This is a genomic window from Flavobacterium sp. SOK18b (assembly GCF_014156605.1).
In the GTDB taxonomy this organism is placed as follows: Bacteria; Bacteroidota; Bacteroidia; order Flavobacteriales; family Flavobacteriaceae; genus Flavobacterium; species Flavobacterium tiangeerense.
On record NZ_QKNZ01000097.1, the window covers coordinates 14744 to 36818 of the forward strand.

Consider the following 22075-nt stretch of genomic DNA (forward strand, 5'->3'; position numbering starts at 1 on the left):
GTTACACTTTAATTAAAACTACGTGGACTTAAAAAACTAGTAGTGGTAGTTTCTATTTTATCAATACCATTAAACACTTCAATTTTTAGATTTGTTTTATCGGTTTCTAAAATATTTTGATTGATTTCTATAAAAAGTGTTCCGCTGTCCATGCTTTGCTTAGACACTTTTAAGTATTGGATCCCTACAATTTTCAAACTTCCTTTGATTCCGACTAATTTAAAATGAACGCTGTCAAGATCTTTACTAGTTTTATTGATCACCTTAAAAGTGTACACATTACTTATATTGTCCCCTTTGTGTTGAAACAATTGCCCTGGCAACCTTAGAATCACAGCCTCAACATCAGTACGAAGGAACAACAAGCCAATTAAGACTCCCGTTAAAATGAATAAAACGGCTGAATACCCTTTCATTCTACTGGTGAATTTGAACTTTTTTTCTTTCTCAATTTCTTCTTCAGATGCGTATCTAATAAGACCTTGAGGCAATCCCACATTATCCATAATAGTATTGCATTCATCAATACAAGCTGTACAATTAATGCATTCTAGCTGCGTTCCATTTCGAATATCAATTCCTGTGGGGCAAACATTTACGCATTGTTTACAGTCGATACAGTCTCCTTTTCCGGTGGCACTCCTATCCTCCTGCTTATTGAATTTTGATCTGCCAGCGGTTTTTTCACCTCGAACAAAATCATAAGCTACATTTATGGATTTATCATCTAATAAAACACCTTGTAACCTACCGTAAGGACACGCTATAATACAAACTTGTTCTCTAAACCAAGCAAATATAAAATAGAACACACCAGTAAAAATACCTAATGAAACTAAGGTGCTGATGTGGTTACGTGGTCCCTCCTCAATCATTTTATAAAGGGCATCACTGCTGATGAGATAGGCCAAAAAAACATTGGCAATAAAAAATGATATTATCAAAAAAAGGAACCATTTTAGCCCTTTCTTTCTAATCTTCTCAGCGTTCCATTCCTGTTTATGCAAACGAATTTGAGCGCCTCTATCTCCCTCTATCCAATATTCAATTCTTCGGAAAACCATTTCGAGAAAAATAGTTTGGGGGCAAATCCATCCGCAAAAAATACGTCCAAAAATAACCGTAAAAAGAATAACGAAAACAATTCCGATAATCATAAAAAGAACAAACAGATAAAAATCTTGTGGCCAAAAAGGAAATCCAAAAATTGTAAACCTGCGTTCTAAAATGTTGAACATCATGAACTGGTTGCCATTCACTTTAACAAATGGATTTGCTACTAAGACTATTAATAACAAATAGCTTACCCATTTACGGTATTCATACAACTTCCCGGAAGGTTTTTTAGGATAGATAAATTTTCTATTCCCCTCTTCGTCAATAGTTCCTATGGTGTCTCTAAACGCTTCGTCTGATGAATTTGACATTATTTTAATTTATAAAAACGAGTTTACAAAACTTGGAACTGATGTTCAAACACCAGTCCCAGGATGAAAATTATTTAGCAGAGACTACTGCACTTTCTTCAACCCATACTTCCCCTTCAGATGCTTTTGCATCAGGTGGGTTGCTGCCTTTCAAGGACAAGATATAACTAGCCACTTTTTGCATTTCTTTTGGCTTTAAGGTCCCTTTCCAGGATATCATTCCTTTTCCATCACGACCTCCATTGACCAGTGTATGAAAAACATTTTTTATACCTCCACCCAAAATCCATTGATCATCGGTTAAATTTGGTCCTATTTGACCACCAGCGTCAGCTCTATGGCAAGCAGCACAATTCGTAATAAAAATTTCCTTTCCAGCAGCTAAATCAGCCGGTTCTGTCAATAAGGTTACCGTTTTTTCATCCATCAAGTCTGGAGCAGTTTTCATATATTCAGCAATCTCAATTTTGGCTTGAGCCACTTCTTTTTGAAGTTCCATTTCTTGATTATCTGCTCCCAATACTTCATATCGTACCATGTAAACTACACCAAAAAGTATACACGCATAAAACAAATACACCCACCAAGGCGGCAAATTATTATCAAGTTCCTTGATACCATCATAATCATGATCTAATAACAACTGTCCTTCATTATCAAGAGGCTGCGTTTTAGTGAGTTTTGCCATTAGATTTTTATACCACGCCTGATCTTGAAAACGAATATTTTGTTTTTTAAGCAAAGCTTCTTTTTGATCTTGCGTTAATAATTGGTATGTAATGGTATCAACAGCTTTCCAAGTAATTTCTACTGCAATCAATAAAAAAAGAAATACTAATAAAAACACGGTGACCATTGGGAATTTTATAAATGCAGGTCGGTCTCCTGAGTCAATGAAATACTCCATTACCATAAAAACAGCAAAGAAAATTACAGGAACTCTAACGTATACAGGAAAATTATTTTTCATTCTAACTAGTTTAAATACTACAATTAATTATCGCTCAATGGCATCTGGCTTAACTCCTGGATCTTTTCTTTTTTATAAGAGAAAACCCAAAGACCTAGACCTACAAAAAAGAAAAAGAAAATTAATAAAGACAGAATAGGATATATGGCTACACCATCAATGGTCTCCATATTGTGTTTAATTTGTTCAAACATAACTACTATTTTTTTACTTTAATATCAGTACCTAAACGTTGCATATAAGCTATTAAAGCCACAATTTCTCGTTCGTTCATTGGCACAAATTTTTCACCTCTTGCTTCGGCTTTTTTCTTACTTTCCTCATAACTTTTTACAAAATCAGGATCGTTTTTTAAACTCTCTTCAATGGCAACAGCTTGTTTGCGTAAATCATCAAGTCCACCAGCAATTTGCACAGGAGTGTAAGGAACTCCTAGTGTAGACATCACTTCCATTTTCTTTTGGGTCATAGAAATATCCATAGCTTTATTGTCAAAAAGCCATTTGTAACCCGGCATGATAGAACCAGCAGATATACTTTGTGGATTCCAAAAGTGATTGAAATGCCAGTTGTCATTGTACTTTCCACCTACTCTTAATAAATCAGGTCCAGTACGTTTTGATCCCCATAAAAATGGATGATCGTATACAAATTCTCCCGCTTTTGATTGAGGTCCGTAACGTTCAACCTCGCTTCTAAATGGTCGTACCGATTGAGAGTGACATCCTACACAACCCTCACGAATGTATAAATCACGTCCCTCTAGTTCAAGTGGAGAATATGGTTTTACGCTAGTTATCGTAGGGATATTAGACTTTACCATTATAGTAGGTACAATTTGAATCACACCACCTATTAAGATAGCTACTGTTGCCAAAATAGTCAGTTGAATAGGCTTGCGCTCTAACCAAGGGTGGAATTTTTCTCCCTTAACTCTACTTGAACTCATTTTTAATAACGCAGGAGCTTCGGCGTGTTCGTCTTCTACTTTTGATCCAAATCGAACCGTTTGCCAAATGTTATACACCAATACAAACATTCCTACCAAGTACATTGTTCCTCCAATGGCTCTCATCCAATACATAGGCATGATTTGAGTAACCGTTTCTAGAAAATTACCATAAGTTAATGTTCCATCAGGGTTAAATTGTTTCCACATCGATGCTTGTAAAAATCCAGCAACATACATTGGTACAGTATACAAGATGATTCCGAGAGTACCTATCCAAAAATGAAAATTAGCTAATTTTGTAGAGTACAAATTACTCTTAGTCATTCTAGGAACTAACCAATAAATCATACCAAATGCCATAAAACCATTCCAAGCAAGTGCGCCTACGTGAACGTGTGCAATAATCCAGTCTGTGTAATGTGCAATAGCATTAACATTTTTAAGAGACAACATCGGACCTTCAAAAGTGGCCATTCCATACCCAGTAATTGCTACTACAAAAAACTTTAAAACAGGTTCTACTCTTACCTTATCCCAAACACCTCTTAGTGTTAAAAGTCCGTTGATCATTCCTCCCCAAGATGGAGCAATTAACATGATTGAGAAAGCAACACCTAAATTTTGAGCCCAGTTGGGCAATGCCGAATATAATAAATGGTGTGGACCTGCCCAGATATAAATAAAAATCAACGACCAAAAGTGAATAATTGAAAGGCGGTACGAATACACCGGACGGTTAGCCGCCTTTGGAATAAAGTAATACATCAAACCTAAAAAAGGTGTGGTTAAGAAAAAAGCAACAGCATTATGTCCATACCACCATTGAACTAGTGCATCCTGAACACCCGCATATACAGAATAACTTTTTAAACCAGAAACTGGCAATGCCAAACTATTAAAGATATGTAAAACTGCAACTGTTACAAAAGTTGCTAAATAAAACCAAATAGCAACATATAAATGGCGTTCCCTACGTTTTAGAATTGTACCAATCATATTGATCCCAAAAACAACCCAGATCAAGGCAATTGCAATGTCTATAGGCCATTCTAGCTCCGCATATTCCTTTGATGTGCTGTATCCTAATGGTAAAGAAATAGCCGCCGCAACAATAATTAATTGCCATCCCCAGAAATGCAGGTTGCTTAAAAAATCATTAAACATTCTTGCTTTTAAAAGGCGCTGCATAGAGTAATAAATACCTGCAAACATAGAATTCCCTACAAAGGCAAAAATAACAGCATTAGTATGTAATGGTCTTAACCGACCAAAACTCAACCACGAAACTCCATCGGTGATATTTGGGAATAGAAACATAAAAGCAAGAATAAGTCCTACTAACATTCCTACTACCCCAAAAACTATGGTGGCGTAAATGAATTTTTTTACAATTTTGTTGTCATAATAAAACTGCTGCATTTCCATATTTGTAATTATTTTGAAAGTTGTTTATTGATTATTTTTTTGAGTTTCTAGATTTTCTATTTTTAAAGGCTCCTCCTTATTTTTTATTTCTTTTTGAATTAACTCATCCTCAAATAGCATTCGAACAGAAGGAGTATAATCATCATCATATTGTCCTGTTTTGACCGCTCTAATAAATGCTATAAAAAAACCTATAGCAACTAGAATACTGATGGATATTAATAGATAAATGACACTCATATTGTATTTTTATTTCAACAAAGTTACTGTGATGCATTCACGTAAAATATGACATTTATCATACTTGAAACATTTGTTAATGAAATGTGAACTTTGTAAATATTTAATGAACTAGCGTTTTCTTTTAGCATAATAATTACTCATTACCGTAACAAAACTGACTATAGTTATGGTACTCAATGGCATAATAATAGCCGCTACAAGTGGTAATAAATTTCCTGTGATAGCAAATCCTAATCCCACTACATTATACAGTAATGACACTACAAAGCTCATTTTTATAGTGGTAATAGCATCTTTAGAATACTGTAAAAAGAAGTTTAGTTTTTGAAACTCTTCGGCATCCAAAATAGCATCGCAAGCAGGCGAAAACACATTCACATTCTCTGAAATAGATATTCCGATATGGCTTTGCGCCAATGCACCCGCATCATTAAGTCCATCGCCTACCATCATCACATTCTTACCTTCGGCCTGTAATGCTTTGATGAACTCTAGTTTTTGTTCTGGTTTTTGATTAAAAATTAATGCTGTGCCTTTCGGCAAAAGAGCTTCAAGAGTAGCTCTTTCTCCATCATTATCTCCTGATAAAATTTTAATTTCGTACTTCTTGCTCAAATCTTGAAAGAGCTTCGCTAAACCATCTCTATACTGATTCATGAAAATATATTTCCCATAATAAACTTCGTTAATAGTAATGTACACAACAGTATTTTCAAGCTCAACTTCAATATCAAAACCTTTATTATCCGTCTCCAAATTTGTATGGAGCACAAAATCTCGTGAACCAATTTTTATATTACTTCCAGCAACTTGAGCCTGAATACCTTTACCAGCTTGTTCTTCAAAATTCTCAACTTTAATCAATTTGGTTTTAGGTAAAAAATCATATAACATTCTGCTCAATGGGTGATTTGAACCTCGCAATGCATTTTTTATTAGTGTACTAGTTTCCGAATTAATTGTGGCCTCTTGAACTCCAATCCCATTTATTTCGCTGGGTGGCACATACGTAATTTTAGATTTTTTATTGGTAGTTATTGTTCCTGTTTTGTCAAAAACTATGGTGTCTACTTTGGCTAATTGTTCTATAACCAAAGCATTTTTAAGATAAAATTTTTGTTTTCCTAAAATTCGTAAGACATTCCCAAAAGTGAATGGAGCGGTCAATGCAAGCGCGCAAGGACATGCTACAATAAGAACGGCGGTAAAAACATTAAAAGCAGTATTGGCATTAATAAAAATCCAATATCCAAACCCTACAAAAGCAATTAACAACAATATAGGAGTAAAATATCTACTGATTTTGTCAGTAATTGTTTTATGTTTTTGCTCCACATTTTTCTGGAACACATCATTACTCCACAGCTGTGTTAAATAGCTTTGAGAAACGGTTTGCAAGACTTCCATTTCTATCATCTTCCCAATTTGTTTCCCACCTGCAAAAACTTTATCTCCAGAATGCTTTACAATAGGCACTGCTTCTCCAGTAACAAAACTATAGTCTATCTCTGCTTTTTCAGACAGTAATATACCATCAACGGGAATGAGTTCTTGGTTTCTAATCAGCAATCTATTCCCTTTTTCAACCTCATAAATAGGAATACTCAATTCCGTTCCATCAGGATTAATTTTAGTAATTGCAATTGGAAAATAAGACTTAAAATCTCTTTCAAAACTCAAAAAACTATAGGTTTTTATTTGGAACATTTTGCCAAGGAGCATAAAAAAGATAAGTCCCGTTAAACTATCAAAAAAACCAGAACCATAATCCATGATAATATCAAAAGTACTGCGCACAAACATGACAATGATTCCTAAGGCAATAGGAATATCAATATTGAGCATTTTGGTTTTAATACTTTTGTAAGCAGACACATAATAACCGCTTGCCGAGTAGAAAAAACTAGGTAGCGACAAAGCAAATATTAACCATCTAAAAAAACCTCGATAGTGGTCCAGCCAATACTCCTTAACTTCAAAATATTCTGGAAAAGAAAGTAACATAATATTCCCAAAACAAAAGAAAGCAACACCCAGTTTGTAGGTCAAACTTCTATCTACAACAGCCTTACCAGATTCATAGTTTTCTAAACTTATATAAGGTTCATAGCCTATCGAACTCAGCAGTAAAACAATTTCTTTAACAGATACTGTTCCCGAGTTAAAGGTTATGCGTACTCGTTTTTCAGGAAAGTTGACCTGTGAGGTGCTTATACCTTTTTGAAGACGTTGTAAATTTTCCAGAATCCAAATACACGAGCTACAATGTATGTGTGGTATGTTAAGTGAAATAATTGTTGTTTCATTTTCTTTGAATTCCAATAGTTTTGATACAATACTTTCATTGTCTAAAAAATCATATTTACCATTTGTATTTTGCGGTGTTGCTCCAGGTGATTTTTCAAAATCATAATAGCTTGTTAAATCATTTTGATTGAAAATTTCATACACGGTTTTACAACCCGCACAACAAAAAATTTTATCGTCAAAAAATATTTCTTCGGCTTTTATGATATCTAATCCACAATGGAAACAGTTGTTTTTCTCCATAACTTTGCTCATTTTTCCTGAAGCAAAGAACCTAAACGAATGTTAATTAAAATATGATATTTATCATAATAAAAGGCTAGTTTTGTATAACAAAAATATCATACCAATGAGTAAATGTGAACAATGTATCGTGCGCGAATTCAGTTCCTTGAAAGCCCTTACTAAACAAGAGCTCGTGCAATTATCTGATTGTAAAACGTCTCATATTGTAAAAAAAGGAGAAATAATTTTTAAGGAAGGAGATACTGTAAACGGAATTTACTGTATTAAAGATGGTGTTTGCAAACTCATCAAGCTTAGCGCCAATGGAAAAGACCATATTGTAAAACTGGTAACCAAAGGGGAATTATTAGGACAAAGATCTATGATAAGTGAGGAGCCCGTGAATTTAAGTGCAGTAGCTCTTGATGATATGCAGGTTTGTTTTATTCCAAAATCAGAAGTGATGGGATATTTTGACAAAAACAATAAGTTCTCTATGAATGTGATGAAAACTATTTGCGGCGATCTAAAAGAAGCCGATGATCAAATGGTTAATCTAGCTCAAAAAACCGTCAAAGAAAGACTAGCCGAAACTTTGCTCTATTTGCATGATACTTTTGGAACAAATGAGGATGCTTCCCTAAAAGTGCAACTTTCTAGAGATGATTTAGCTAGCATGATAGGCACTGCAACAGAAAGTTGCATTAGACTACTTTCTGACTTTAAAAAGCTAGGGCTCATTGAACTTAGTGGAAAAAAAATAGTTTTATTAGACCTTTCTAAACTCAAAAAACTAGCCGAGTAATTACTTCAATATTACTGTTTTTTAGGCATTGCTAAATAATAAACAGGGATTCCTAATGCAACAATAGCTAATCCTAGTCCGGTATTGAAGGTGTCATAAATTAATAAGGTAAGACAAATAGCCACCGTAACTACAATATAAAGTGCAGGAACAAAGGGGTAACCAAATGCTTTATAAGGTCTATCAGCATGAGGTTCTTTTTTTCTCAGGATAAAAACCCCTAAAATAGTCAAGATATAGAACAATAAGGATGCAAAAGTAGCATACGTTAATAAATCTCCAAATTTTCCGGAAATACACAATACACAAGCCCAAATACACTGTACCCACAAGGCTTTGGCTGGGACTTGATTTTTATTCAATTCGGTTGCTTGTTTAAAAAACAAACCATCCTTTGCCATCGCAAAAAACAATCTTCCACCAGAGAGAATCAATCCACTATTACAACCAAAAGTGGACACCATAATTAATCCTGCCATAACAAAGACACTTACATTTCCCAATATCATACTTGCTGCTGCCGCACCTACTCTGTCATTATTAGCAAACATGATTCCGTTACTCAAGGCATCACTTGCGCTAGGCGAACCTTGCATAGGCAATAAAGCTAGGTAAGCCACATTAGCCAACACATAAACTACAGTTACTATTACTGTTCCAAGAAATAGACTGCGAGGTATATTTTTTTTAGGATCTTTAATTTCACCTGCTATGAAGGTAACATTATTCCAAGCATCACTGGAAAACAAAGAGTTTATAATAGTAGCACCCGCAGCTCCTAAAAGCGCTGTCCCTACAAGTTTTGTAACAGTTACAGTTCCATCTGGGTTAACTACCGTTTTGCTAGCTTCCCACATATTTGCAAAATTATCCGATAAAACATCCGTTTTTAATCCTACATACAATCCTAAAATAATCAAGGCAAACAGCGCAATTAATTTAGCCGAAGTAAAAATAAGTTGAACCATTTTACCGCTTTGAACACCTTTGGTATTGATATAAGTAAGTAAAACAATACTGAAAATGGCTAAAACTTTTTGGTACGAAAAAACAAAACTCGATCCTACAGAAAAAAGCGTTTCATCTAAAACCGGAAAAAAAATAGCTGCATAATTTGCAAAGGTTACTGCTATAGCTGCAATAACTCCTGTTTGAATTACCGTAAAAACAGTCCAGCCATATAAAAAGGAAACAAGCCTACCGTATGCACGCTGAATATACACAAATTGACCACCTGCATTAGGCATCATCCCTGCTAACTCGCCATAACTTAAGGCTGCTGCAACGGTAATTAAGCCGGTAACAATCCAGATCACGAGCAACCAAGCCGCCGATCCTATATCTCTGGCCATTGCCGATGTTACAATAAATATTCCTGATCCTATCATGGAACCCGCAACTAAACTCGTTGCATCTATCAATCCTAAAGAACGTTTTAACTCGGTTTTATTTTCTGACATTGGTAATTATTAATTAATCTAAAACTATATTTTAAACTCTGAACATTAATCTTTAAGCATCGGGACTGAATATTGAATACTGCAAACTGACAACTACAATCTTTTCGCTTCTTCCCAAAAAATATCCATTTCAGCGAGAGTCATATCCATTAAAGGCTTTCCTAACTCTGAAGCTTTACTTTCTAAATATTGAAATCGTTTAATGAATTTTTTATTGGTTCGTTCCAATGCATCTTCGGGGTTAACATTCAAAAATCGGGCATAATTAATCATTGAAAACAAAACATCACCAAACTCTGCTTCTATCTTATCCTGATCTCCCGCTTGCACTTCAACTTGTAGCTCCTCTAATTCCTCTTGCACTTTATCCCAAACTTGATGCGTCTCTTCCCAATCAAATCCTACTCCTTTCACTTTATCCTGAATGCGACTGGCTTTGACTAAGGCTGGCAAACTTGTAGGAACTCCTTCTAAAACAGATTTCTTACCTTCTTTAAGTTTTAATTTCTCCCAATTTTGCTTGACTTCTTCTTCGTCCTTCACTATTGTATCACTATAAATATGAGGATGACGGTGTATCAATTTTTCTGAAATTTCATGGCACACATCAGCAATATCAAAATCACTAGTTTCACTTCCTATTTTAGCATAAAAAACAATGTGCAACAAGAGATCTCCCAATTCCTTCTTCACTTCACTTAAATCATTATCTAAAATAGCATCACCAAGTTCGTAGGTTTCTTCAATGGTAAGATGACGCAAGGATTGCATGGTTTGTTTTTGATCCCAAGGGCATTTTTCCCTCAAATCATCCATTATAGTAAGTAGTCTGTCAAATGCTTGTAGTTGTGCGGCTCTTGTATTCATCAATATTGTTTTGGTAAAAATAAAAAAATCCCATTCAAGAACGTCCTGAATGGGATTAAATATTTTGAAGCTTTTGTTATTCTTTTTTAGCTTTTGCTTTTTTAGCTGGTTTTTCTGCAACTTCTTCAATTGCCTCTTCAACTGCTGGTGTGCTTGGTTCTTCGGCAGTAGCTGGTGCATGATCATTAAGCAATCCTTTTGATTGTAAAATTCCGTACCAGTTTAATATTTTTTTAATATCAGATGGGTATACTCTATCTTCATCATAATTAGGCAAAATAGCTTTGAAATACTCCATTAATTTTGCGTTTTCAGCCTTATGAGATAAAGCTTCCCCTTTATTTTCTTTATCAGCAATAGTTTGCATGATTTCAGATAATGGTTTTTCACCTTCGTAAGTATAAATTGAAATTTCAGAAAGTAAGCTTACATTACTTTTTAAGTTTACTGTAATTTTTTTTCCATCAGCTAATGACTCAGCCACAAATCCTGATCTAGTTTGTACTTTCAAAATGTATAAACCTGGTTTTCCTGAAATGGCTAATATTTTTTCTAAATTCATGGTTCGTGTAATTGTTATTGAAAATTGGATTAATTAATTTTATTTGGGTACCCAAAAATTGTACCACGCTTGTCTTAGATTGACTTATCTTCCCTTTTTTCCGAAAAATTTCATTCGGTACTCTTGAAAAGTTTTTCCTTCTAATATGTTTTTTAATTTCTTTTGAATCAATCGTTTTTTTAAAGACGAAATTTTATCCGTAAATAAAACCCCTTCAATATGATCGTATTCATGTTGAATTACACGGGCTATGAGTCCGTCAAATACTTCCGTTTTCATTACAAAATCTTCTTCGCAATACTCTAATGTAATCGTTGGATTTCTGTAAACATCCTCTCTTACATCAGGAATACTTAAGCATCCTTCATTAAAACTCCATAATTCTCCTTCTTCTTTTACCATTCTTGCATTGATAAAAGTTTTTTTAAAGCCTTTCAATTTATTTTGCTCTGTAGAATCTAGTTCATCGTCATCGCTAAAAGGAGTTGTATCTATTACAAATATGCGTAAAGCAAGACCTACTTGAGGAGCTGCAAGACCCACACCATGAGCATTATACATGGTTTCATACATATTTGAAATGATTTCCTTTAGATTAGGAAAATCTGCAGTAACAAGTTCTCCTGTTTTTCTTAAAACGGGATCGCCGTAAGCTATAATTGGTAAAATCATTGTACAGTGTTAAAATTAGGAGCTAAAAAATATGGTATCCAGCTTTTTTATTCAGTTTGCAAAAATAGTAAAAAATAAACAATGAATATTATACTATCAATTTTTAAAATAAATTAAATCTTTTAGACAGAAGTACGCTGTTTATAACGCTTATAACTTTTTCAAATCTTATCTTTGTAACAACCTAAAGATATGCTTACACTGATTCAAAAATTTATAGACACAGCTTCCTTTACAAACGCTCTTAAAGTTACTATTGCGGCGGTAATCCCTGTAGTTGTTTTTACTTATTTTGAGATGTTTAATATAGGTTTTGTCCTTGCACTAGGAGCCATATTTGCATATCCTAGTGACATAGCAAGTAGCTTAAACCAAAAAATGTATGGCATAGTGCTTACAGCAATATCAACCTCTATTATTACACTTTTTGTCAATATATTTTTTCCTTATAAAGTCTTTTTCTACCCCATAATTACTTTATTAATTTTTTCTATTGCAATTGTATCTGTCTATGGTCAAAGGGCTAGTATGTTATCTTTTTCTTGCTTGGTAGCTCTGGCATTAGCATTTTCTAATACAACATCGGGTTGGCCCATGTTTTTTCACGCGCTTTTAATTTTTGCTGGTGGGATTTTTTATTTACTAGTTTCTCTTGTGTTTCATTATCTAAAACCAAATAGGTATTTAGAACTGCAAATACAGGAATGTATGAAACTTACCGCAAAATATTTAAAACTTAGAGGTGATTTGTGGTCCTTAAATGCAGATCGAAAAGCAATTACCGAAAAGCAGCTTCATTTACAGGTAGAACTCAATGTCATTCATCAGAATGTGAGAGAAGTATTAATACCCAATCATAGCATTAATGGCTCCTCTGCTGCAAATAGAAAAATGCTTGTTGTCTTTATTTGCCTAGTTGAAATTCTTGAATTGGCTTTATCAACAGCATTTGATCATGAAAAACTACATGATAAATTTGATGATCATCCAAAAGTTTTAGCTACCTATCAAAAATTGGCTTACCATTTGGCGTCAAGCCTCAAGAATTTTTCAAAAAGTATTAAAAAAGGAAAAACACAACTCGATAAACTTTCCTTTTGGGAAGACATAAATGCCTTGCAAATTGTTATCACTCAATACGAGAAAGAACTTGGTAAACAACAAGCAGCCGAAGGAGTTTTTATGTTAACCACCATGTTACAGTATGCTGACAAGCAAGTAGATAAAATAAAAACTATTGAACATGCTTTTACAAGAGATTATAACACACTTGAATACAAAGGTCTTGATAAGGACATCGAGAAATTTTTGACCCCTCAACATTACCCATGGACAACATTAATAGAAAACCTCAGTTTTTCATCATCCATATTTAGGCATTCATTACGAATAACAGTTACCTTAATAATAGGATTAGCACTAGGAAACTACTTCCCTTTTCAAAACGCTTATTGGATTTTGTTAACCATTATTGTGATTATGAAACCAGGATATGGTTTAACCAAAGAACGCACGTTTCAAAGAATAATAGGTACTATACTTGGCGGAATTATTGCTTTTGGAGTCCTATATTTTATTAAAGATAATTTTATAATTAGCATGTTTTCTGTACTATGTATGCTGCTTGGGTTTGCATTTTCACAAACTAATTATAAAATCGGAGCTACATTTGTAACCATGTATGTGGTTTTTATTTACGGAATACTAACCCCAAACGTGAATGAACTTGTACAATATCGAATCATAGATACTCTTGTAGGAGCTTTGTTGGCAGCTGTGGCCAATTATTTTTTATGGCCTACTTGGGAATTTTTAAGCGCTCCCGCAACGATTAAAAAGGCAGTAGTTGCCAACCAAAATTATTTAAAAGAAATTTCTACCTATTACAATAATAAAGGTACGCTATCCATATCCTATAAACTAGCTCGGAAAAATGCATTTATAGAAATAGGCAATCTAATGGCTTCTTATCAAAGAATGGTTCAAGAACCCAAAACAAAACAATTACATCTAGAACAAGTATACGAATTAGCCGTTTTAAACCACTCTTTACTTTCGTCAATTGCTTCATTGGGCACTTATATTCAATCCCACAAAACTACTGCGGCATCAGAATCATTTAATGTAGTAGTAAATACAGGAATTCAAAATTTAGAAAATGCTATCGAAACTTTAAATGGTAATAATCCAGCAAATCAATCTGCATCTGTAAACGAATTAAAACTAAGATTCACAGAACTAAAAAACATTCAGCAAAGAGAAATCAGCATACATAAAAACAGTACTGAAACTGATTTTGATTCGGTTATGCAAGAGGCACAACTAGTTATAGAACAACTCATGTGGCTAATTAATTTATCAGAAAAAATAGTTCAAACCACACAAACATTAAAGAGTATTAACTAACAAAAAAAACGCTAGAAAATATAATATGGACTAGCGTTTTTTTGTAAATATGAATTGCCTAAATACTAGTTTAACTTCAATACCTTGGCGGTATTTTCACGAACTTCTTTCAATAGTTCAGGGTTTTCATTTAATTTTTGTCCAAATGATGGCACCATAACCTTAAGTTTATCTTGCCATTCTTGAGTTTGATATTCGTTTACAAAACACCTACTAATCAAGTCAATCATAATAGAAACAGCAGTAGATGCACCTGGCGAAGCACCTAATAATACCGATAATGTTCCATCGGCGGTTGTAATTACTTCGGTACCAAATTCAAGTATTCCACCTTCCTTTTCATCTTTTTTAATAACTTGAACACGCTGACCTGCACGTTCTAGTACCCAATCTTTGGATCGTGCACCTGGCACATACTCTCTTAATGCATTGATTCTATCTTTTTGAGATTGACGCACTTGTTCAATCAAATACTTAGTAAGCGGAATATTTTTGATACCCGCTGCAATCATAGGTATAATGTTATCTGGTTTTATAGACAAAGGCAAATCAGAATAAGAACCATTTTTTAAAAACCGAGTTGAGAAGCCTGCAAATGGTCCAAAAAGCAATTGTTTTTCTCCATTAATAACTCTAGAGTCAATATGTGGTACAGACATAGGCGGAGCGCCTACACTTGCTTTTCCATATACTTTAGCTTGATGCTTTGCAATCACATCAGGATTGGTACATTTTAGCCATTGTCCACTTACTGGGAATCCACCATATCCTTTTCCTTCTGGAACATCAGCTTTTTCAAGTAAAGGAAGAGAACCTCCACCTGCTCCAATAAAAACAAACTTAGTATATGCTTTACGTATTTGGCCGTTAGCCAAATCCTTTATTTTAATTCTCCAAGATTTATCCTCTCTCTGTCTTAACTTTAGAACTTCATGATTAAAATGAATCGTAACACCATCTAGACTAGTAAGGTAATTAAAAATACTTCGAGTTAACTCTCCAAAATTCACATCAGTACCAATTGACATAGTAGTAGCGGCAACCTTATCAGTCTCGTTTCTACCCTCCATAACTAGAGGCATCCATTTCTTCAATTCAGAAAAATCTTCGCTAAAAATCATTTCCTTGAAAAGAGGATTGGCTTGCAAGGCTTCAAATCTTTTTTTAAGGTATTCTATATTTTTTTCGCCCCAAACAAAACTTAAATGGGGAATGCTTTTGATAAATTTTTCAGGAGAGGGAACTTTATTTTCTTGAACTAAGTAAGCCCAAAATTGTCTTGAAACTTCAAAAGATTCAGCAATGCTTATCGCTTTGTTTGGGTTTATACTTCCATCTTCGCCTTCTGGAGTGTAATTTAGCTCACAAAAAGCGGAGTGACCGGTTCCTGCATTATTCCATGCATCAGAACTTTCGGCAGCTGCCATATCTAATCGTTCGTATATTTCAATTGTAATATCAGGCTGCAACTCTTTTAAAATTAAACCTAGAGTGGCGCTCATAATTCCAGCTCCTATTAGAACTACTTCACTGTGGGTACGTATCGTTGTATCAGGCATAATAAGATTTTAAAATGCAAAGATAAATTATTAAATTCCAAAAAAAAGTATAAAACTGAACCAAAAAGTTACATTTTTTAAAGATTTTTTTCAAAAAGTCAACATATTCTCTTGAACCTCAAAAAGATTTTCTATTTAAGTAATCTTGTAACATTATGGTTGCTGCAATTTCATCAATAAGTGCTTTATTTTGACGCTGTTTTTTGCTCATCCCGTTGTCTATCATGGACTGAAAAGCCATTTTTGATGTAAAGCGTTCGTCTACGCGAATGACTTTCATATCCGGAAAATGATTGGTAAAATGAGTCACAAATCCTTTGACAATGGAAGCACTTTCAGAGGGTAGTCCATTCATTTGTTTAGGCTCTCCTATTAGAACGGCTTCTACTTTTTCTTTAGCAAAATAATCTTTTAAAAAAGCGATTGCAGTACTAGAAGCGACTGTTGTCAGACCTGATGCAATAATTTGCATTTCATCAGTAACTGCAATTCCTGTTCTTTTTTGTCCGTAATCAATAGCGAGTATTCTTGGCATTATATTTTTTTTTCAAAGGTACGAATTTTGAATATCATACTTAAAAAACAGTTGTTATAACTAAAATTGAGATCTAAAATCTAACTTAACAAAAAAAATATCATGAAATAATACCCCAAATTAAAGTTAGATCTGTAACATTTTAGTCTGTTTTTAACTGTTTTGCTTTTGGCTAAAAATCCTATCTTTGCCCAAAAATCATTAAAAAGATGAATTCATTACAAACAATTATAGAGCAAGCTTGGGAAAATCGTGCCTTGTTACAAGAAACCCCAACAACAGATGCTATTAGAGAAGTTATAGAACTTTTAGACTCAGGGAAATTACGTGTTGCAGAACCTATTGGTGACGGATGGCAAGTAAACGAATGGGTAAAGAAAGCAGTGGTGATGTATTTCCCAATCCAAAAAATGGAAACTTGGGAATCTGGAATTTTTGAGTACCACGATAAAATGTTATTAAAAAGAAACTATGCCGAAAAAGGAATTCGCGTAGTACCAAATGCTGTAGCGCGTTATGGAGCTTACATTTCAAGCGGTGTAATTTTGATGCCTAGTTATGTAAACATTGGTGCTTACGTAGACGAAGGAACTATGGTAGATACCTGGGCTACAGTAGGAAGTTGTGCTCAAATTGGTAAAAACGTTCACTTAAGTGGTGGTGTAGGAATAGGTGGTGTACTTGAGCCATTACAAGCAGCTCCAGTAATCATAGAAGATGGGGCTTTTATTGGCTCTCGTTGTATTGTAGTTGAGGGTGTGCATGTTGGGAAAGAAGCCGTTCTTGGTGCTAATGTGTGCCTAACCGCATCTACTAAAATTATTGATGTAACTGGAGAAACTCCAGTTGAAATGAAAGGATACGTTCCAGCTCGTTCTGTAGTAATTCCAGGAAGTTATACAAAATCATTTCCTGCAGGTGATTTTCAAGTGCCTTGTGCCCTAATTATTGGAACCCGCAAACCATCAACAGATTTAAAAACATCATTAAATAATGCTTTACGTGAATATGACGTAGCAGTTTAAATAAGTATCAGATGAATATTGGCTTTGAAGCAAAAAGAATCTTTCATAACAAAACAGGACTTGGTAACTATAGTCGTGATTTGATACGCTTACTAAGCCAATATTATCCTGATAATACTTATGCCTTGTACAACCCAAAAAAGGCATCACAAACATTATTTGAAACTAATAACATCAATGTTGTCGAGAAAAAACCTAAGTCTCCTTTTTACCAAAAATTTTATAATTTATGGAGACAAAAAGGAGTTGTAAAGGATTTAACAAAAGATGGCATTACGATTTTTCATGGTTTATCTGGTGAAATCCCGTCTGGACTAAACTACGCTAATATAAAAAGTGTGGTTACCATTCACGATTTAATTTTTGTGAAATTCCCCAATTTATATTCCTATTTTGATCGCAAAATTCACTTTTATAAATTCAACAAAGCGGCTCATCAAGCAGATGTGGTTATAGCAATTAGTGAACAAACAAAAGATGATATTGTTGAGTTTTTAAAAATTGATGCTTCAAAAATAAAAGTAATTTATCAAGGATGCCACGCTGTTTTCAAAAAAGAATTCACTGAGAGCGATAAAAAAAAGGTTGTATCAAAATACAATCTGCCAAAAGAATTTATTCTCAACGTGGGTACTATTGAAACTAGAAAAAATATTTTACTAGCTGTTAAAACACTCCATAATATAGATACTTGTTTAGTAATTGTAGGTAAAGAGACCGATTATGCCATTGAAGTAAAAAGTTACATCAAGAAACACAATTTAGAACATAAAGTAATCTTCTTAAAAGGACTAACTCTTGAAGAGCTGGCTATTCTATATCAACAAGCTAAGATTTTTGTTTATCCATCTTTATATGAAGGCTTTGGAATCCCTATTATTGAAGCATTATATTCAAAAACTCCAGTAATTACAACTCAAGGTGGGGTTTTCCCAGAAGCAGGCGGACCCAATTCAGTCTATATTGACCCTACAAATGCAATAGATCTTGAAAATGCCATTCAAAAATTATTAGTAGACAAAGAGCATCGTAACAATATGATAGAAAAAGGTTTTGAATTTGTGCAAAAATTTAATGATGAAAATATAGCTCGTCAAGTTATGAATGTATACCAGGAGCTGGTGAGTGAATAGATTTACGTTGTAATTCCCACAGTTTTACATATTTCAAAAAACTTCCAATTGCTGAAAACATACTCCATATGAATCCTTGGTAACCGTTTAAAAAATTTCTGTTAAATAAATATACTTTAATAAATTCAAGAGGGAATTTGAAAAGTAGTTTGATAAAATATGTTCTTTTACCTTTTTCAAACATAAACTCTCCACTTAACAAAGCATAATTCACACATTTACTGATTCCTTTTGTCACATCTTCACTAGTGTAATGCAGCATTTCATTTTCATAACTCCTTGTTTTTCCTTGTACTATAACAGTTTCATGTACTTTATTTTCAATAAAAAAACCATTTTTTTTATTAAATAAGCGAAGTACAGGACGTTTATTTTCAGTTCCAAACTTAAAAACTTTACCCAAAAAAACATGTGTTCTAGGTATTGTATACCCAACAAATTCAGAGGTAAAAACCGTATTTTGAATTTCGTTTACAAGTGAATCTGAGAGAACCTCATCAGCATCAATAGATAACACCCAATCGTTTTTGGTTTGTAACAATGCAAATTGTTTTTGTTTACCAAAGTTCTCAAACTTATGAAAAATGATTTTTGCTTTGTACAACAACCCTATTTGAACAGTTTCATCGCTACTTCCTGAATCTACTATTATAATTTCATCAGCCCAAAACAACTTTTCTAAACACCTTGCAATGTTTTGATTCTCGTTAAGAGTAATGATAAAAACAGATATCTTTTGGTTCATTTGATAGCATTATAAAAGGAAAATAAAATTATTTTTTCCAAAATTTGAGTCGCTTTTTTAAAGCTTGTTTTTTGTAAAAATGGGTGTAAAACTCTTTTGTGTATTGCATCATTGTAGAAAATACCTTTTCTTCTGGCTGTCCATAAAGCTTGGCATATTCATTACTAATAACCTGAATCATTTGTTCATCTGGTGTAAGTTTATGCATATTACGCATTCTTTTTTCAAATGACATTGTAGTATGAAATTTCATCCTATTTAAATCAACCAAATAAAAGTTATAATTGCCATCAGCATCAACTTTTACAAGAGTATTTGCTTGTGAATGATCTAAAAATTCTATTCCTTCTTCATGTAATTTAAAAGTAAACTGAGCAATACCTCGCAACATTTTATCTTTATCTAAATGAGGGAGATCATGAAAAATACTTTCAAAAGTAAAATCGTGGTTTAAATGTTCGGATACATAATAACTATCCCGTAATAAAACACCTTTAAAATTTTCTTTGTAAGTAATTGGTTTTGGTGTACCTATACCTTTCTTACTCAAAATTGAAGCATTTTCAAATGACCGTTTGGCCTTTGACTTTCGAAAATATTTATAAATAAAACCATTTAAAATAATGGGGATTTTAAATGATTTAATGTTAATAATTTCTCCATTGTAACTAAACGTTTTTATCGTATTGCGTTTCCCACCAAAGAAAATTGTTCCTGTTTGAGAAAAGTTTTTAATGATTGCTTGTAATTCTTCGTCCATTTGACAAATATATTAAACTGAAATGTATTACCGAATGTATAAATTATTTTTCTTATTGAGTTCAAATGTTTTTGAACTCGAACTTAAATCAAGAAAACGCAGTACTTTCATAAATTAATAGTGCTCAAGCAAATTCAATTCTTATCTTAAAAGATCAATTCTATACAAAAAAGACATTCCAGAGAGATTTGATTATCTAAAAATTAAAATTACATTTGCTTTAATAACAATAAAAAAAACACGGTACAATAATGTAATTGATGGTGTTTTACTAGAGTTTAATTTAAAATATGCCTCAACCTACAATCAGCTTAATTATTTCAACCTATAACTGGGAAAGCGCGCTTTATTTATGTTTGTCAAGTGTATTATATCAAAAAATACTCCCAAACGAAGTTATAATAGCTGATGATGGTTCCTGTGAACGAACTCGAGATGTTGTTGCCTTTTTCCAAAAAAAACTCCCTGTGCCATTACATCACGTTTGGCAGGAGGACAATGGTTTTCAATTGGCAAAAATTAGAAACAAAGCAATAAAGAAAGCACAGTTTGAATACATCATTCAAGTTGATGGAGATCTTATTTTAGACAAAAATTTCATAAAAGATCATCTGAAATTTGCTAAGAAAGAACATTTTGTTAGAGGCAGCAGAACAAGAATGGGAATTAGTTTGTCTCAAAAACTATTAGAAACAAAATCAATACACTTTTCACTGTTTAATAGTGATATCAAAAATCGTTTTAACGGATTTAGAAACTATTATATTGCTAAACTACTTGCAACACCTCAGCAAAATTCTAGAAAAATGCTGGGCTGCAATATGGCCTATTGGAGAGAAGATGCTTTAAAAATAAATGGTTATGAAAATAATCTTATCGGTTGGGGACATGAAGATGAAGAATTTGCAACTCGATTGATAAACAATTCGGTTTACAAAATTAAAATGAAACATTACGGTTTTGTTAACCATATCTATCATCCCGAACGCGCACGAGAAAATGAAGTTGCACATAATGATTTAATACAAGAAGTGATTTCAAGCAATAAAAAAAAAGCTACCAACGGAATTAACGAATTATAATAAAATGACAGTTTCATTAATAATAGCTACCTACAACTGGCCTGAAGCACTACTTTTAGTATTGAAAAGTATTGAAAACCAATCTGTTTTACCTAATGAAATCCTGATTGCAGATGATGGATCAAGAGAAGAAACTAAAAACTTAATTTCCGCCTTTAGCAAAAAATCAAAACTAAATGTAATTCATATTTGGCATGAAGATCAAGGTTTTCGACTTGCCAAAATAAGAAACAAAGCCATAGTAAATGCAAAATTTGAATACATCATACAAGTTGATGGCGACGTTATTTTGCACAAAAATTATATTAAAGATCACATAAAAAATGCCAAGAAAAACAGTTTTTTAACTGGACCTCGGGTATTACTCTCAAAGGAAACTACTATCACAACCTTAAAAAATGAAACTATTTTTTTTAATCCTTTTTCAAAAAAAATAAAAAACAGATTCAATGCCGTATATTTTCCTTTAGTAAATTATTTTATTGACTCGAAAACTGAACCTATTGAAAAATTAATATTTAAAGTTAGAGGGTGTAACATGAGCTTTTGGCGTAACGATTTACTCGAAGTTAACGGCTATGACGAACAGTTTACCACTTGGGGAAGAGAAGACTCAGAAATTGCTTCCCGACTAATAAAAAAAGGAGTTGGTTTAAAAAAATTAAGATTAGCAGGAATTCAATATCATCTACATCACAATGAGCAAGATAAAAACAACATTGGACAAAATAATGCTATATTAGACAAGAATAAGTCAACATCTTCTTTTTGGTGCGAAAATGGAATTGTAAAAGAAAATAAATAAACTTTAACAACAACAAAACTATTTCTTTGTAAGTTCATAAAACATTAAATTTATTGTTCTTTTTATCTTAAATTAAAATTAAAGGGAGATAGTCAATACTAATATAACAC

At 33.2% G+C, this 22075-nt stretch carries 20 protein-coding genes; 6 read left to right on the forward strand and 14 right to left on the reverse strand.

The features are described 5' to 3' along the window. Window positions 1-8: 8 nt before the first annotated feature. The 6 genes from ccoG to DNC80_RS13335 form a co-directional block, all read right to left on the reverse strand. Window positions 9-1427 (reverse strand): cytochrome c oxidase accessory protein CcoG, encoded by a 1419-nt coding sequence (gene ccoG / locus DNC80_RS13310; protein WP_182651631.1) that lies wholly within the window; start codon window positions 1425-1427, stop codon window positions 9-11. A gap of 70 nt (window positions 1428-1497) precedes the next feature. Further along, on the reverse strand, window positions 1498-2397 hold the full coding sequence (locus DNC80_RS13315) for a cbb3-type cytochrome c oxidase N-terminal domain-containing protein (protein WP_182651632.1): 900 nt from the start codon (window positions 2395-2397) through the stop codon (window positions 1498-1500). A 23-nt stretch (window positions 2398-2420) separates the two neighbouring features. Continuing rightward, window positions 2421-2591 carry a CcoQ/FixQ family Cbb3-type cytochrome c oxidase assembly chaperone gene (locus DNC80_RS13320; RefSeq protein WP_144892684.1) on the reverse strand — a complete coding sequence of 57 codons (171 nt, stop codon included), beginning with the start codon at window positions 2589-2591 and terminating at the stop codon, window positions 2421-2423. A 5-nt stretch (window positions 2592-2596) separates the two neighbouring features. Beyond that, complete coding sequence (gene ccoN, locus DNC80_RS13325; RefSeq protein ID WP_182651633.1) at window positions 2597-4774, reverse strand: cytochrome-c oxidase, cbb3-type subunit I; 2178 nt, start codon at window positions 4772-4774, stop codon at window positions 2597-2599. A gap of 24 nt (window positions 4775-4798) precedes the next feature. Then, window positions 4799-5014 carry a cbb3-type cytochrome oxidase assembly protein CcoS gene (gene ccoS, locus DNC80_RS13330; RefSeq protein WP_182651634.1) on the reverse strand — a complete coding sequence of 72 codons (216 nt, stop codon included), beginning with the start codon at window positions 5012-5014 and terminating at the stop codon, window positions 4799-4801. 111 nt (window positions 5015-5125) lie between these two features. Further along, window positions 5126-7567: a heavy metal translocating P-type ATPase metal-binding domain-containing protein gene (locus DNC80_RS13335; RefSeq protein ID WP_182651647.1), complete on the reverse strand. Its 2442-nt coding sequence runs from the start codon at window positions 7565-7567 to the stop codon at window positions 5126-5128. 106 nt (window positions 7568-7673) lie between these two features. Between DNC80_RS13335 and DNC80_RS13340 the strand changes: the two genes are divergently transcribed. Beyond that, entirely contained in the window at window positions 7674-8354 is a 681-nt protein-coding gene (locus DNC80_RS13340; RefSeq protein WP_086453106.1) for a Crp/Fnr family transcriptional regulator, read from the forward strand. Between the two features lie 11 nt (window positions 8355-8365). Here the strand turns inward: DNC80_RS13340 and DNC80_RS13345 are convergent, their stop codons facing one another. The 4 genes from DNC80_RS13345 to def all read right to left on the reverse strand — a co-directional run bounded on the left by DNC80_RS13345 (window position 8366) and on the right by def (window position 11915). Then, complete coding sequence (locus tag DNC80_RS13345) at window positions 8366-9814, reverse strand: APC family permease (RefSeq protein ID WP_182651635.1); 1449 nt, start codon at window positions 9812-9814, stop codon at window positions 8366-8368. A 93-nt stretch (window positions 9815-9907) separates the two neighbouring features. Further along, window positions 9908-10681 (reverse strand): nucleoside triphosphate pyrophosphohydrolase, encoded by a 774-nt coding sequence (mazG, locus tag DNC80_RS13350; protein ID WP_182651636.1) that lies wholly within the window; start codon window positions 10679-10681, stop codon window positions 9908-9910. A gap of 76 nt (window positions 10682-10757) precedes the next feature. Further along, a complete protein-coding gene (locus DNC80_RS13355) occupies window positions 10758-11243 on the reverse strand; it encodes a DUF5606 domain-containing protein (RefSeq protein WP_182651637.1) in 486 nt (161 codons plus the stop codon). Between the two features lie 84 nt (window positions 11244-11327). Next, window positions 11328-11915, reverse strand: a complete 588-nt coding sequence (gene def / locus DNC80_RS13360) for a peptide deformylase (protein WP_086453103.1) — start codon at window positions 11913-11915, stop codon at window positions 11328-11330. 192 nt (window positions 11916-12107) lie between these two features. On the opposite strand from def, the gene DNC80_RS13365 reads away from it, so the two are divergent. Beyond that, window positions 12108-14321, forward strand: a complete 2214-nt coding sequence (locus tag DNC80_RS13365; protein ID WP_182651638.1) for an FUSC family membrane protein — start codon at window positions 12108-12110, stop codon at window positions 14319-14321. 65 nt (window positions 14322-14386) lie between these two features. On the opposite strand, the gene DNC80_RS13370 is transcribed toward DNC80_RS13365, so the two are convergent. Beyond that, the gene (locus DNC80_RS13370) at window positions 14387-15880 is read right to left on the reverse strand and encodes a malate:quinone oxidoreductase (protein ID WP_182651639.1); all 1494 of its coding nucleotides are present in this window, start codon (window positions 15878-15880) and stop codon (window positions 14387-14389) included. 118 nt (window positions 15881-15998) lie between these two features. Continuing rightward, on the reverse strand, window positions 15999-16415 hold the full coding sequence (gene ruvX, locus DNC80_RS13375; protein ID WP_182651640.1) for a Holliday junction resolvase RuvX: 417 nt from the start codon (window positions 16413-16415) through the stop codon (window positions 15999-16001). A 209-nt stretch (window positions 16416-16624) separates the two neighbouring features. Here ruvX and DNC80_RS13380 point away from each other — a divergent pair, with 209 nt between their 5' ends. Both DNC80_RS13380 and DNC80_RS13385 read left to right on the forward strand, forming a co-directional pair. Further along, a complete protein-coding gene (locus tag DNC80_RS13380) occupies window positions 16625-17440 on the forward strand; it encodes a 2,3,4,5-tetrahydropyridine-2,6-dicarboxylate N-succinyltransferase (RefSeq protein WP_182651641.1) in 816 nt (271 codons plus the stop codon). 11 nt (window positions 17441-17451) lie between these two features. Further along, window positions 17452-18573 carry a glycosyltransferase family 1 protein gene (locus DNC80_RS13385; RefSeq protein ID WP_182651642.1) on the forward strand — a complete coding sequence of 374 codons (1122 nt, stop codon included), beginning with the start codon at window positions 17452-17454 and terminating at the stop codon, window positions 18571-18573. Here the strand turns inward: DNC80_RS13385 and DNC80_RS13390 are convergent. Both DNC80_RS13390 and DNC80_RS13395 read right to left on the reverse strand, forming a co-directional pair. Next, window positions 18539-19318, reverse strand: coding sequence for a glycosyltransferase family 2 protein (locus DNC80_RS13390; protein ID WP_182651643.1), 780 nt, complete (start codon window positions 19316-19318; stop codon window positions 18539-18541). The genes DNC80_RS13385 and DNC80_RS13390 overlap by 35 nt on opposite strands. Window positions 19319-19346: 28 nt before the next feature. Beyond that, window positions 19347-20078 carry a lipopolysaccharide kinase InaA family protein gene (locus DNC80_RS13395; RefSeq protein WP_182651644.1) on the reverse strand — a complete coding sequence of 244 codons (732 nt, stop codon included), beginning with the start codon at window positions 20076-20078 and terminating at the stop codon, window positions 19347-19349. 290 nt (window positions 20079-20368) lie between these two features. On the opposite strand from DNC80_RS13395, the gene DNC80_RS13400 reads away from it, so the two are divergent. Then, a complete protein-coding gene (locus DNC80_RS13400; protein WP_182651645.1) occupies window positions 20369-21160 on the forward strand; it encodes a glycosyltransferase family 2 protein in 792 nt (263 codons plus the stop codon). A gap of 4 nt (window positions 21161-21164) precedes the next feature. Continuing rightward, entirely contained in the window at window positions 21165-21965 is an 801-nt protein-coding gene (locus DNC80_RS13405; RefSeq protein ID WP_182651646.1) for a glycosyltransferase family 2 protein, read from the forward strand. Window positions 21966-22075 lie beyond the last annotated feature (110 nt).